This window comes from Paeniglutamicibacter sp. NPDC091659, from assembly GCF_044756805.1.
Classification (GTDB): Bacteria; Actinomycetota; Actinomycetes; order Actinomycetales; family Micrococcaceae; genus Paeniglutamicibacter.
The window spans coordinates 246059-258248 of record NZ_JBIVTO010000003.1; the positions used below are offsets into that span (position 1 = coordinate 246059).

The window sequence follows — 12190 nt, forward strand, 5'->3', positions numbered from 1 at the left end:
TGAACTTTTAGACGTGGTGGTACTTGCCGCCGCCGGCGATTTCCTGGGCCCGGTAGAGCTGTTCGGTGAGGATCAGGCGCACCAGCTGGTGCGGGAAGACCAGCTTGGACAGGCTCCAGATAAAGTCGGCGCGGTTGTGCACCGATTCGTCGACGCCGTAGGCACCGCCGATCACCACGGTGATGTTGCGCGAGGTGTCCAGCGGGCGCTGCAGCGTCGTGGCCAGCGCGGGGGAGTCGATGTTCTTGCCGCGCTCGTCGAGCAGGATCAGGAAGTCCTTCGCGTCGACCTTGGCCAGGATGCGCTCGGATTCCTCGGTGCGCGCGGCGTCGCCCTCGCGGGAGGAGTGCGGCAGCAGCTGCCACTTCACGTCGAAGGGCTTTTTCATGCGCTTCTCGTAGCGGTCGATGCCCTCGGTCACCCAGGACTCGTGTTTCTTGCCGATGGCCAGCACGCGGATTGTCATGGTTCCATCTTCCCGCATCCGTTGCCTGCCGCCGTATCCGGGCGTCCTCCCAGCGAGCTTCGAGCCTGCGACAGGTTCGGAAGCTACGCTGATAAGCATGAACGCCCACAAACGCCGCGGATCCGGACGCGCCCCAAGCGCCGGTTCCATCCTTTTGCTGGTCCTTGCCGTGGTGCTGGGTCTCTTGGGCGTTGCCCGGCGCCTGTGGGTTTCCGCGCGGATGGGCGCAGGCCTTGGAAGTTGGGACGTGCCGACGCTTGAGTGGATGGTCGCGCACCGAACACCTTTCGGCACGAATGTTGCCTGGTTCTTCTCGGCGCTCGGAAGCACCTGGGGCATGACGACGATCGCGCTCATTGCCTCCGGGCTGTTGTGCTGGCGGACCCGCAGCTATTGGCCGGTGGCGCTGATCGGATCCACCGCGGCGGGCTCGGTTGCGCTGACCGTGCTGCTGAAGAACCTGACCGCCCGGGCGCGCCCGCCGCTGCCCGAAGCCCTCGAGCCGGTGCCCACGTCCTACGCCTTCCCCAGCGGCCACACGCTCAATGCCACCGCGATTCTCGGGGTCGTCGGCTACCTGCTTGTCCTTGTCCTGCGGAGCCACTTTGCCCGCATGTTGAGTCTGATCGCCCTTGTCTCATTCGTGCTGGCCATCGGATGGAGCCGCATCTATCTGGGACACCATTGGCTGACGGATGTGCTGCAAGGGTTGTTGATCGGCGGCGCCTGGGCGGCCGTCGTCATCGTGCTGCACCATTACGTGGTGCTGAAGAACCGCCGTTTTGCGCATTGGATCATGGTCTAGGTTTGCTCGCGGCCCATCGGACTGGTCGTCAACGACAAAAGCGGTCGTTGCCCTCGAATCGGGCTTGGCTCACGGGTAGTCTCAGGGCATGAAAGTCATTGTCCTGGGCGGGAACGGAACCATGGGTGCCCGCGTCGTCCGGCTTCTGGAAATCGCCGGTCATGAGGTCGTTGCGGCCAGTCGGTCAACAGGCATCGACGCGTACACCGGAGCCGGGTTGGCAGACTCGTTTGCGGGTGCCGACGCGGTGGTCGACTGCCTGAACATCGTCTCGATGAAGGCCGGTGCCTGCGTCGATTTCTACGAGACGACCGCCCGAAACGTGATCCGGGCAGCCGAGGACGCCCGGGTGGCACATCTCGTGTGCGTGTCGATCTTGAACGCGCGCAACTCCGAGATCAACAGGCGCATGGGCTACTACCGTGGCAAGGCGGCGCAGGAAGCTCGATACCAAAACGCCCGGATTCCAACCACGATCGTCCGGACGACACAGTGGTTTGAACTTGCGGAGACACTCATCAACCAGATGCGTATCGGTCCGCTTGCAGTGATGCCGCGCATGATGAGCCAACCCGTTGCCGCTGATGCCGTCGCCCGGCTGATCGTCTCCGTAGTGGAATTGGGTGTTGAGGCCCCTGCCGGCGTTGAGCTGGCGGGCCCGCAGCCTCGGGATCTGGCGAAATTGGCACGGAAGGTCGCGCACAACAATGCCGTGGTCCACAACGGCGGACCACATCCTCGGGTTATTGCCATCCCGGTGCCTGGAATCAAGGTCTTGAACGGCGGGTTGCTGCCAGGCGTCGGGGTCGCGAAAGACCCGACTTTGTTCGAGGAGTGGTTGGCCAACGGAAGAACCGCATAGGGCGATCGACAAACTTTGATTGCTGAGTGAATCACTAGGTAGTTCGCGATTTCCGCGTGAGGCAAATCTGCCTGTGGATAACCATTCCCGCGATATAAGGTTCGGGTCTAGGATGTCGATCAAATGACTCCGACCTGAATTGTAGGCCCGGCATGATTGGCAAAACCAAAAGCGTCATCGTCGCCTTATGCGCGGGTGCATTCGTGATGGGAACTGCGGGATGTACGGCGTCGGCAGATCCTGCCGGGCCCTCCAGTTCACCACCAGCAGCATCGACCAGCGCACCGAGTGCATCGCCCATTCCCACTGCCAAACCAACTCCAAAACCGATCCCGGCAAGTTCGAAGGGGCCAGCGCAGAACTGGCCGGTTCCGAAAATGCCAGAGGCCGCAAAGGAGAAATCAGAAGAAGGCATTGTTGCGTTCACGAAGTACTGGTTTGAACTGGTTGATTTCAGCGTATGGACCAACGATACGAAACCGATCAAGGCTGTTACTGAACGATCCTGCATCGTATGTGCTGAGCAGATTATTGATCCAACTGACCGAAATCACGAGTATGGCGGGTGGCACGCTGGAGGGAAAACTACGGTCGCTGTGAATATGGCTGTGCTACGTGATGGCGTTGGAATTGTCGGATTTTCAATGAAGCGTGACGAGTTAGAAATGTATCTGCCCAGTGGCAAGCTGACTGGAACCGTTCCCGAGACGGAAAAACCACTTCCGGGAACTCTGTACCTCACATATGACAAGAATTGGTCGGTTTCACGTATTGAATTTATTGACCCAGGTGGAAACTAACAATGTCTAGAATCGTTAGTTCGATCGTTGCGTTGGTACTGGTATCCACGCTGCCTGCGCTGAGCTATGAAAACCGAGCCCGCATTGGCGAAGATTGCTTTTGGGGCGCACATTTTGGTGGAAGTAGCGGGCACGTAAACTCATCGAGCTGCAACGAAGGAGGCCAGGCCAGTGTCCCTGGCTATGCGTCGGTACCGTCAAAGGCTCGGCAAGTAACCTTTGGGCCAAAACTGAAGTATCGCGTTGAGTATTTACGACAATGCGAGCCGGCGCTGATGCTGAGTCTCGGATGCGATGCAAACCCGGATCCTCCGTGTAGCGACGGGAGCTACCCGCTCATTCGCATGATTTATGCAATTAATGGGCCGCGCAAAGGCCAATTGGTGGGAACGAGTTCGTACTGCACAGTCGAACCAGCTATCGACATTCCCGGAGCCGAGCAAGACATCGCGAAAGTAACCCCAGAACGGTTCCGCGAGCTTCCGATTCTGGCTTCGACGATCAATAGCCAGCCTGAGAGTTTTTCGCTTCGAAATGGCCATGCACACCTGTATGCAGACTCGAAAAACCAGAATTTTGACATTGTGCTTTTTGACCAAGACGTACGAGTGCGCGCCATCCCAACTTCCTATTTGTGGTCGTATGGCGACGGTTCGTCCCGCTCCTTGGAGTTCCCCGGCGAACCACAAGCCAATCGCGGATTTGATGCGCCGACATCAACCAGCCATGTCTACAAGGAAACCGGAGACTTCGGTGTTGGTCTCACGACCAGATTCCGTGGGGAGTATTCCACCGAAGGCGGGCCGTGGACACCGATCCCAGGCGTAGCCAATGTGCCGAGCACAGCGGTGACCATGAGCGTTTGGCGAACCAAGAAAGTCCTTGTCGCAGAAAACTGCCAAGCGACCCCTGACGGTCCAGGATGTGCATCGATCTTTGAGTAATTGTTGACCGAAACCAAACGAAGAAGGTTCCATGGCCAAGCTCATCTACACGGCAATCACCTCGCTTGACGGCTACGTAGCCGATGCCGAGGGAAATTTCGATTGGAGCATGCCCGACGCCGAGGTCCATGCTTTTATCAACGACCTCGAGCGAGGTATCGGAACGCAACTGATGGGCCGGAAACTCTACGAGGTCATGATTTTTTGGGAGCCGCTTTACGGCCAAACGGACCTGCCTCCATTTATCGAAGACTTCGCCACCATATGGCACGATGCGGATAAGATCGTCTACTCCAAAACCTTGCGGGAAACTGAAAGCAAGCGAACCAGGATTGAATCGACCTTTGATCCGGCGGAGGTCGAAAGAATGAAAACCCAGGAAACTGCCGACCTCTCCGTGGGTGGCGCAGACCTTGCCGGTCAGGCACTGAATGCCGGTTTGGTCGATGAGATCCATTTCTTCGTGTCCCCGGTTGTTGTCGGAGGAGGCAAACGGGCTTTGCCGCATGACATTCGCTTGAATCTGGCCCTGTTGGGGCAGCGCGCTTTCCCGAATGGGGTCACGCATCTTCACTATCAAGTCTTGAAAGGTGACCCAGATTCAGGACCCGTTGCGGAAGCCGAGGCTTAATCGACTGAAGGGTTCCAACTCCTTGCGGAGTTGGAACCCTTCAAACTGGCGGTGACGGAGGGATTTGAACCCTCGGTACGGGGTTACCGTACACAACATTTCGAGTGTTGCACCTTCGGCCGCTCGGACACGTCACCAGACCTGAACACTCTATCGGAAGAATGGCGTACAACAAAAACGAGGGATCTTCGGGGCAGAATGTAGCCATGATGCCGACGACCGAAATTCCGCAAATTGCCACGGAAAAGCTCACTCCGGAGTTCCTGCGCGCCTGGTCATGGCATAGGCAGGGCCTTGACGGGGCACTCGTGGGGAAAAGTGCCGCAAGCGTGCTGGATCGTGTGGGATGGGCCCGTTCCGTGGGAGGTGCCAACACCTACCTGACGCTCTTTGCCAGGGCTGGCATCGGGAGGGAATCCGCCGATCGGTTGGCGGCAACGCAGGAAATCCATGAATTGCCCACGGCACGCGGGTGTACCTACGTTCTGCCTGCTGCCGACTTCGCCTGGGGATTGCAGTTGGGAGGAGCCTCCGCGGAAGCCTCAGTGAAGGTTCTCCTGCGGTTGGGCGTCGAACGGGAAGAGATTGAACGACTGGCCGAATCCGTGATGGAAGTCCTGCTGCGTGCCAAGGCGGCCGGTGAGCCTCCGATGGATCCGCGCGAGCTTAAGGACGTGTTGGGTGACCAGGTTCGCAACATGGGCGAGGAAGGCAAGAAGAAGGGTGCCACCACGACTTTGCCCGCGGCGCTGGGATTGCTGCAGGCCGACGGACGAATCCGACGGGTCCCGGTGAACGGCCGCTTGGACCAGCAGCGCTACTCGTACGTGGCGTGGGAGCTTCCGGCCACGGGGGAGACCGACGATGTGGTGCGGTCGCGGATGGTGGAGAGATTCCTGGGATGGACCGGCGGGGCGACGACGGGACAGATTCGTTGGTTCACGGCGTTCACCGTTTCGCAGACCAAGGTAGCGCTGGCCTCGATTGGCGCGGTGGAGGTGAAAACCGCCGGCGAAGACGTGCTGTGGATGATGCCGGAAGACGTGTCCGTGATGGCTGCGTTCGAAGTGCCGGCCAATGAGGACGTGCAATTGCTGGCCGGATCGGATTCCCTGATGTTGCTTCGCCGGAACTCATGCGACGCATTCGATGCCGTGGGACGGGACGCCGTCACGGGAATGGGCGGATCCGCGTTGGCGGCCGATTTGTCCGACCACCCGATCGTGGACCGCGGAAGAATCATCGGATTGTGGCAATACGATCCGGAGAATGAACGAATCGCGTGGTGGACGTTCGAGCCGGCGAGCGAGAAGGTCCTGAAACGCATCGCCGAGGTGCAGGCTTGGATCGGAGAGGATCTGGGGGACTTCAGGTCGTTTAGCTTGGATTCGCCGAAGTCGCGCTTGAAGAACATCGCCGCGTTGGATATGTTGCGGAGTAAATGAGCTAACAGGGTGCATCGCCCGGTAACCGAATAGGGGCCTGAAATATGTTGCTTGCAGGACGAATTCCCTTGCAGTCAGTGATGCGTCAGCTGTCCGAGGAACGCCAGGTGTTTCATTCCGAAGGCGACTTGCAGCATGCCTTCGGTCGTGCGATTTGGAAGCTTGATCCGCGGATCAAGGTACGCATGGAAGTGAGGCACCAAGGCAGCGATGACGCCCGGGAAGTCCTCGACATGCTCTGTTTCACGCATGCCGGGAGCACTGCCGTCGAGTTCAAGTTCCATCCGACCGCAGGGCAAGGCAAAGACCTCAGGGGCGAGGAATTCAACCTCCGCGGCCAGGGGCCGGATGAACTGTTGCGGGAGGGGTTCGCACAAGACATCTTCCGCCTTGAAAGGTTCTGCCAGGAACGACCCGCGGGCAACGGCCTGGCGCTTCTGGTCTCCAATGCTCCGGCACTGTGGATCGAATCAGCGAGGGCGGACCAGCGCGACCACCACAAGGGGTGGACCCTGCAAGGGAACTACGAGCTTCGATGGGACGACTATGCCCCTCCCGTGGAGGGGCTTGGGCAGTTCAGGTACCTGGCCGTCGAGGTTGAACCGAATCGGCTGCCGGCGGGCTGAGCAGGGCTTGTCCGGCCGTCCGGGTTCTAGCGCTTGGCGCGAAAGAAATCAGTGAGCAGCTTGGCGCATTCTTCTTCCCGGACACCGGGATAGACCTCGACCCAGTGATTGAGCCGCGGTTCGCGCAGGATATCGAACACCGAGCCGACGGCCCCGGCCTTCTCGTCCCAGGCCCCGAAGATGACCTTGGGGATGCGGGAGAGCACGATGGCCCCGGCGCACATGGCGCAGGGTTCAAGGGTGACCACCAGCGTGCAGTCCTCGAGCCGCCAGCCGTCGTCGTTCCCGGAGGCACGCAGCGCTGCGGCGGCCGCGCGAATGGCGATCACTTCGGCATGGGCGGTGGGGTCCCCGTGGGCCTCGCGTTCGTTCCGTCCGGTGGCAAGGACCTGCCCGTCCGGGCCCAGGATGACGGCGCCGATGGGCACGTCGGCCGTGGCCAGGGCGGCACGTGCCTCATCCAGGGCTAGTCCCATCAGGGCATGGTGGGCGGCATTTGGGGCGATCACCATGCCAACTTTAGTTTGGCCGAACCGAAGAAGTGCATTCCTCACGGAATGGCAGCGTCGGTGTCCACATCCGGGACGGCAATATTGTGGTTCAGTCGCAGGAGGTTTTGCGGATCGTAACGGCGCTTGAGCGCGGTGAGCCGGGCCAATTTTTCGGCGCCATACACGCCAAACGCGTCAAACCCATGCGGGGCCCGTTCGTCGTTGCTTGAGAAGTTCACGTATTGCCCACCGGTGGAGAAGCGCTCCATTTGGTGGGCGAAGCCGCGCACGAATTGCACGTGATGCTCGTCCTGTTCCTCGTCGGTCCAGAATCCGTAGATGTTGAGCCAGAACGCGGAGGAACGATCCGGAAAAGCGGTGGCCTCGGCGGGCACCCGACCCATGGCCCCGCCCATGATGTGGATGTCGAATGCGGTGCCCTGCCACGTCTGCTCGGCTCCCCGGGCGATCAGGACGTTGATGACTTCCTCGCTCAGGCTGTCGAAGGCGGTGTTCTTCCAGTAGGCGCGAACTCCCTTGGGGAATATGGAATCGGAGACGGACTGCCACTCCGGCCAGGTGACGGTCGAAACGTCCTCGATCTCGGGAGGAGCCAAGCGGGTGAAACGCTCCACGCAGGCAGCCCCGGCATCGTGGTCCGGATCCGCCCAGAGGAAGCCCACCACGAGGATGGGCTCATCGCCCATGTCCCATTCGGGCGGCGGCACCATGACGTTGGCGATGACGGTCATTTCATCGGGCAGCTCGGTTGCCCAGTCTCCCAGCGCCACCAGGGCCTGGTGCCAACGGGCACGGTGGTAGATCAGGTTCCCCGCATAGAGCGTCGGCGGCAGCGGGTGCGCCGTGAACGTGAAGGAGGTGACAACACCGAAGTTGCCGCCTCCGCCGGTGAGCCCCCAGAGCAGTTCGGGGTTGGCGTGGGCGTCGGCATGCACGGCTTCGCCTTCCGCGCTGATGAGGTCCGCGGCCACAAGGCTGTCAACCGTCAGCCCGTATGTCCGGGTGAGCCACCCGAACCCGCCACCCAGGCAAAGCCCCGCAACGCCGGTTTGCGAGATGACCCCGACGGGGACGGCCAGGCCGTGGGCGCTGGTTGCCCTGTCGAGTTCGCCAAGTGTTGCCCCGCCGCCGACCTGCACCAAGCGGCGTTCCGGATCGACGGTGACCTCGTTGAAAGCCCGCAGATCCAGCAGGAGCCCTGCTTCCACAGTGCCGTGTCCGGCCACGTTGTGGCCGCCTGAGCGCACTGCCAGCGGGAGCGAGTGCTTGCGTGCGAAGGCAAGCGAAACGGCGATATCCGACTCATCGGCCGCCCTGACAATGAGTGCCGGGCTTCGATCGATCATGGCATTCCAGACCCGTCGAGCCTCGTCGTATTCGGGGTCCGCCGGTGTGATGACGGAGCCGTGAAGCCGGGCGGCCAGCTCCTTGACTGCGGATGGCTGGGGGAATGCTGGCGCGCTCATGGTGTCCGCCTATATCCGTGGCCGGTTCGGCTGACCGGCATCTAGCCCATTGTCCGTCCGGCCCCGAAGGCGGTCAATGGTGGGAATCACGGGATAAATCGGCCCAAAAACGGGTTTTTGGGCTCCCGCGACTGGTAGATTTTGCTTCATGCGCGTACAGGTAATTGACCACCCGTTGGTGGCCCATAAGGTATCGGTCCTTCGAGACAAGAACACCCCGTCGCCGGTATTCCGGCAGCTGACCGACGAGTTGGTGACCCTGCTGGCCTATGAGGCAACGCGCGAGGTCAAGACCGTTACGGTCCAGATCGAGACCCCGGTGGCAGTGACCACGGGCATCGCCTTCGCCAAGCCGACCCCGCTGGTGGTGCCGATCCTGCGCGCCGGCCTGGGCATGCTTGAGGGAATGACCCGCCTGGTTCCGACCGCAGAGGTCGGCTTCCTGGGCATGGCCCGCAACGAGGAAACCCTGGACATCATCACCTACGCCGAGCGACTTCCGTCGGACCTGACCGGCCGCCAGGTGTTCGTGCTCGACCCGATGCTTGCCACCGGCGGCACGCTGATCGAATCGATCAAGTTCCTCTTCGACCGCGGCGCCGAGGATGTCACGTGCATCTGCCTGATCGCCGCACCGGAGGGCCTGGCCCGTCTGGAAGAGGCCTACGGCGACAACGACAAGGTGCACCTGGTGCTCGCTTCCCTGGACGAGAAGCTGGACGAGAATTCCTACATCGTTCCGGGCCTCGGCGACGCCGGTGACCGCCTGTACGGCGTGGCCCACTAGCCCGTAGCTTTTTGGGCCGTGGCGTCCGTTTCCGCCTCCCTGAAATGGGGGTGGAAACGGACGCCGAGGTGTTTAAGCCGGATGCAGGATCAAGCCTTGGACTGCCTGGCTGATTTTGCAGGCTTGGGCGAAACCCCGGAGGGCAACGGCAGACGCACGGTGAAGACCGTCTGTCCGGGCTTGGACGCAACGGAGATGGTGCCGCCGTGGGCCTCCGCAATGGCCTGCGCAATGGGCAGGCCCAGCCCGGTGGTGCCGTCCGCCCCTGACCGCGCGGAATCCGCGCGGGTGAATCGCTTGAAGACGTGGGGCAGGAATGCCGGGTCGATGCCCTCCCCGGTGTCCTCGACCCGAAGCACGGCCTCTTGGGCGGCGGAGTCGATGTCCAGCGCCACGGTGACGGTGTTTCCCGCAGAGGTGTGCTTGCGGGCGTTGGCCAGCAGGTTGGTGATGACCCTGCGCAGCGAGCTGGCATCTGCCGATACAACGACCGGGGTTTCCGGCACCAGTGTGACCCAGTGGTGGTTGGGGGTGGTGATGCGGAAGTCCTCGGTGATCTCCGAGGCGAGCTGCCCCAGGTTTACCGGTGTCTTCTTGAGCTGGTGCTTCTCATCCAGTCGGGCCAGCAGCAGAAGGTTCTCGACCAGCGAGCTCATCCGGGTGCTTTGTTCCAGCACGCGGTTCAGCGAGCGCTGGCCGTCCTCGCTGAAATGCTCGGTTGCGCTGATCAGCTCGGTGTAGCCGCGGATGGCCGAGAGTGGGGTTCGCAACTCGTGCGAAGCATCTGCCACGAACTGGCGCATCTGCGCCTCGGAGGCCTCGCGTGCGGCGAAGGCCGTTGCCACGTTGTCCAGCAGTGCGTTGAGCGCGTTGCCGACATCGCCGGATTCGGTGCCGGGAACCGAATCCTCCGGCGCGACCCTGACCTCCAGCGCCGCGGTGCCGGCATCGAGCTCCGCATTGGCCACCGATGAGGCAACTGCCGAAACACGCTTCAGCGGTGCCAGGGAGCGGCGGATGATGATCGAGCCGGCCAGCCCGGTGGCGGCCAAGCCGGCAGCCGAGATGATTAGGGTGAGCCAAGTCAGGGAGGCAATGGTTCGCTCGTTTGGTTCCAGGGGGAGGCCGGTGATCAGGATGCCGCCGTTTGCCGGATCGAGCTGGGCAGTAAGCAGGTAGTCGCCGATGCTCAGGTGCTTGACCACGGGAGGAGCGCCGACCACCAGTTGGGAAAGCGGTGGCGCATCCGTGCCGATGAGGTCCTTGCGCTCGCCGGTCTTTTCGTCCAGTACACCTGCCGCAAACAGGTAGCCGGAGACGATTTTGGCGTTGAGGGTTCCCGAGGCCTGGCCGGGCGCAAAAAGGGGCGCCGGATTCGTTTGGTGTCCCTGTGAGCGGGAGTATGCTTCGGCGCGGTCGGCGGCATAAGTAAGCTGCTCGTTGAGTTGGCTGGCCAGTGTCTGGCGCATGCCGGCGTTGATGAGCAGGCCGATCACCGCGCAAATCAGTGCGAGGGAGCCGACGAGGGCCAGCAGCAGCCGGCGCTGCAGGGTCAGGTGGCCGAAGCGCCCGGACACCGAGTGTCCGGCGGGCGGATTTGCCCGGGAGGGATCCTCGGTGGGCGCGTCGGGTGCGGGCGGGGTCCCGGGCAACGACGAAGGTTCCGTCGGGGTCTTGGCAGTGCCGGCGGCCGGGGGCGAAACGGAAGCCGACGGCCTGTCCTTCGTGCCGGGTTCCGTCTCCGGTGCCGGTTCTGCCGGCTGGGTGATCCGGGGCCGTGCGTGGTTGCTCATTGCGCGGGCTTAAGCATGTACCCGGCGCCGCGCACCGTGTGGATCATGGGGGGCCAGTCGGCCTCGATCTTCTTGCGCAGGTACGAGATGTAAAGCTCGACGATGTTGGCTTGGCCGCCGAAATCGTAGTGCCACACGTTGTCCAGGATCTGGGCCTTGGAAACCACCCGGCGCGCGTTGATCATCAGGTAGGACAGCAGGTCGAACTCCGTGGCGGTCAAGCTGATGGGAACACCGGCCCGCGTGACGTCGTGCGAATCGGTGTTCAGGACCAGGTCGCCCACGACGAGTTCGGCGGTATCGGCGGCACTGGCGCCGGAGCGTTCAACCAGCTTGTGCAGCCGCAGCAGAACTTCCTCGAGGCTGAAGGGCTTTGCCACGTAGTCGTCGGCCCCGATGCCCAGCCCTTCGATGCGGTCCTCGACGGCGTCCTTGGCGGTCAGGAAGAGCACCGGCACGTCGGGAAGGAACATGCGGACCTTGCGCAGCACCTCAGGGCCCTCGAAACCGGGCAGCATCCAGTCCAGGACCAAGACGTCCGGTGTGGAGGTGCGTGCCGCTTCGACGGCGCTGGGCCCGTCGTGGGCAACCGTTGCTTCCCAGCCGAGCATGCGCGTGCCCATGGAGACCAATTCGGCAAGGGAAGGTTCGTCGTCAACCACCAAGACACGGATGGGGGTTCCGTCCGGGTGGGTGAGGCGGGGCAACTGGGTGGGAGAAAAGCGTGAGGCTGGCATGTTTCTACTCTCCATCCGGGGTGTAGGACGCGACTGTGATGACTCTGTGAGCGGCCTGTGAACCGTGTTGACTACAGCTTATTGCCTGCCTTGCGGGGCATGCGCAGCGTTTCTAAACTGGGCGTTTGAATTGCCCGTTGTATGGATCCTTTTCCGGGTGTAAGACTGCCCACGCTTGCAGGGTTATACGCTTGATTGATCACTTTGCACATGCTTTCGCAAATGACCGGGCATACCGTGCCCCGCGCGGCTTGCCTGTTGCATATCTGTGCAATGTGATGCTGATCACTTTCAATACGGTTTGTCTCAGCATGTG

General features: G+C 61.8%; 13 protein-coding genes and 1 tRNA gene. 8 read left to right on the forward strand and 6 right to left on the reverse strand.

Going from position 1 to position 12190, the window contains the following annotated elements; all coding sequences use genetic code 11:
* Nucleotides 1-7: 7 nt before the first annotated feature.
* Nucleotides 8-466, reverse strand: a complete 459-nt coding sequence (locus ACIQLF_RS08630) for a 23S rRNA (pseudouridine(1915)-N(3))-methyltransferase RlmH (protein ID WP_400296874.1) — start codon at nt 464-466, stop codon at nt 8-10.
* 97 nt (nt 467-563) lie between these two features.
* On the opposite strand from ACIQLF_RS08630, the gene ACIQLF_RS08635 reads away from it, so the two are divergent.
* The 5 genes from ACIQLF_RS08635 to ACIQLF_RS08655 all read left to right on the forward strand — a co-directional run bounded on the left by ACIQLF_RS08635 (nt 564) and on the right by ACIQLF_RS08655 (nt 4508).
* The gene (locus tag ACIQLF_RS08635; protein ID WP_400296877.1) at nt 564-1271 is read left to right on the forward strand and encodes a phosphatase PAP2 family protein; all 708 of its coding nucleotides are present in this window, start codon (nt 564-566) and stop codon (nt 1269-1271) included.
* Between the two features lie 88 nt (nt 1272-1359).
* Complete coding sequence (locus ACIQLF_RS08640; protein ID WP_400296879.1) at nt 1360-2133, forward strand: SDR family oxidoreductase; 774 nt, start codon at nt 1360-1362, stop codon at nt 2131-2133.
* A gap of 152 nt (nt 2134-2285) precedes the next feature.
* The gene (locus ACIQLF_RS08645; protein WP_400296881.1) at nt 2286-2933 is read left to right on the forward strand and encodes a DUF6318 family protein; all 648 of its coding nucleotides are present in this window, start codon (nt 2286-2288) and stop codon (nt 2931-2933) included.
* Nucleotides 2934-3277: 344 nt separating this feature from the next.
* Nucleotides 3278-3877: a hypothetical protein gene (locus tag ACIQLF_RS08650; protein WP_400296883.1), complete on the forward strand. Its 600-nt coding sequence runs from the start codon at nt 3278-3280 to the stop codon at nt 3875-3877.
* Nucleotides 3878-3908: 31 nt separating this feature from the next.
* Nucleotides 3909-4508 (forward strand): dihydrofolate reductase family protein, encoded by a 600-nt coding sequence (locus ACIQLF_RS08655; protein WP_400296885.1) that lies wholly within the window; start codon nt 3909-3911, stop codon nt 4506-4508.
* Between the two features lie 46 nt (nt 4509-4554).
* Here ACIQLF_RS08655 and ACIQLF_RS08660 read toward each other — a convergent pair.
* Nucleotides 4555-4645, reverse strand: a tRNA-Ser gene (locus ACIQLF_RS08660).
* A 69-nt stretch (nt 4646-4714) separates the two neighbouring features.
* Here ACIQLF_RS08660 and ACIQLF_RS08665 point away from each other — a divergent pair.
* Nucleotides 4715-5953: a DNA glycosylase AlkZ-like family protein gene (locus ACIQLF_RS08665; protein ID WP_400296887.1), complete on the forward strand. Its 1239-nt coding sequence runs from the start codon at nt 4715-4717 to the stop codon at nt 5951-5953.
* A 107-nt stretch (nt 5954-6060) separates the two neighbouring features.
* Nucleotides 6061-6579 (forward strand): hypothetical protein, encoded by a 519-nt coding sequence (locus tag ACIQLF_RS08670; RefSeq protein ID WP_400296889.1) that lies wholly within the window; start codon nt 6061-6063, stop codon nt 6577-6579.
* A 26-nt stretch (nt 6580-6605) separates the two neighbouring features.
* Here ACIQLF_RS08670 and tadA read toward each other — a convergent pair whose 3' ends face one another.
* Nucleotides 6606-7091 (reverse strand): tRNA adenosine(34) deaminase TadA, encoded by a 486-nt coding sequence (gene tadA, locus ACIQLF_RS08675; protein WP_400296891.1) that lies wholly within the window; start codon nt 7089-7091, stop codon nt 6606-6608.
* A gap of 38 nt (nt 7092-7129) precedes the next feature.
* Complete coding sequence (locus tag ACIQLF_RS08680; protein ID WP_400296893.1) at nt 7130-8557, reverse strand: FAD-binding oxidoreductase; 1428 nt, start codon at nt 8555-8557, stop codon at nt 7130-7132.
* 148 nt (nt 8558-8705) lie between these two features.
* Between ACIQLF_RS08680 and upp the strand changes: the two genes are divergently transcribed.
* The gene (gene upp, locus ACIQLF_RS08685; protein ID WP_400296895.1) at nt 8706-9344 is read left to right on the forward strand and encodes a uracil phosphoribosyltransferase; all 639 of its coding nucleotides are present in this window, start codon (nt 8706-8708) and stop codon (nt 9342-9344) included.
* Nucleotides 9345-9433: 89 nt separating this feature from the next.
* On the opposite strand, the gene ACIQLF_RS08690 is transcribed toward upp, so the two are convergent.
* Both ACIQLF_RS08690 and ACIQLF_RS08695 read right to left on the reverse strand, forming a co-directional pair.
* Nucleotides 9434-11137: an ATP-binding protein gene (locus ACIQLF_RS08690; protein ID WP_400296897.1), complete on the reverse strand. Its 1704-nt coding sequence runs from the start codon at nt 11135-11137 to the stop codon at nt 9434-9436.
* Nucleotides 11134-11874 (reverse strand): response regulator transcription factor, encoded by a 741-nt coding sequence (locus tag ACIQLF_RS08695; RefSeq protein WP_400296899.1) that lies wholly within the window; start codon nt 11872-11874, stop codon nt 11134-11136. Before ACIQLF_RS08695 ends, ACIQLF_RS08690 begins: the two co-directional genes overlap by 4 nt.
* Nucleotides 11875-12190 lie beyond the last annotated feature (316 nt).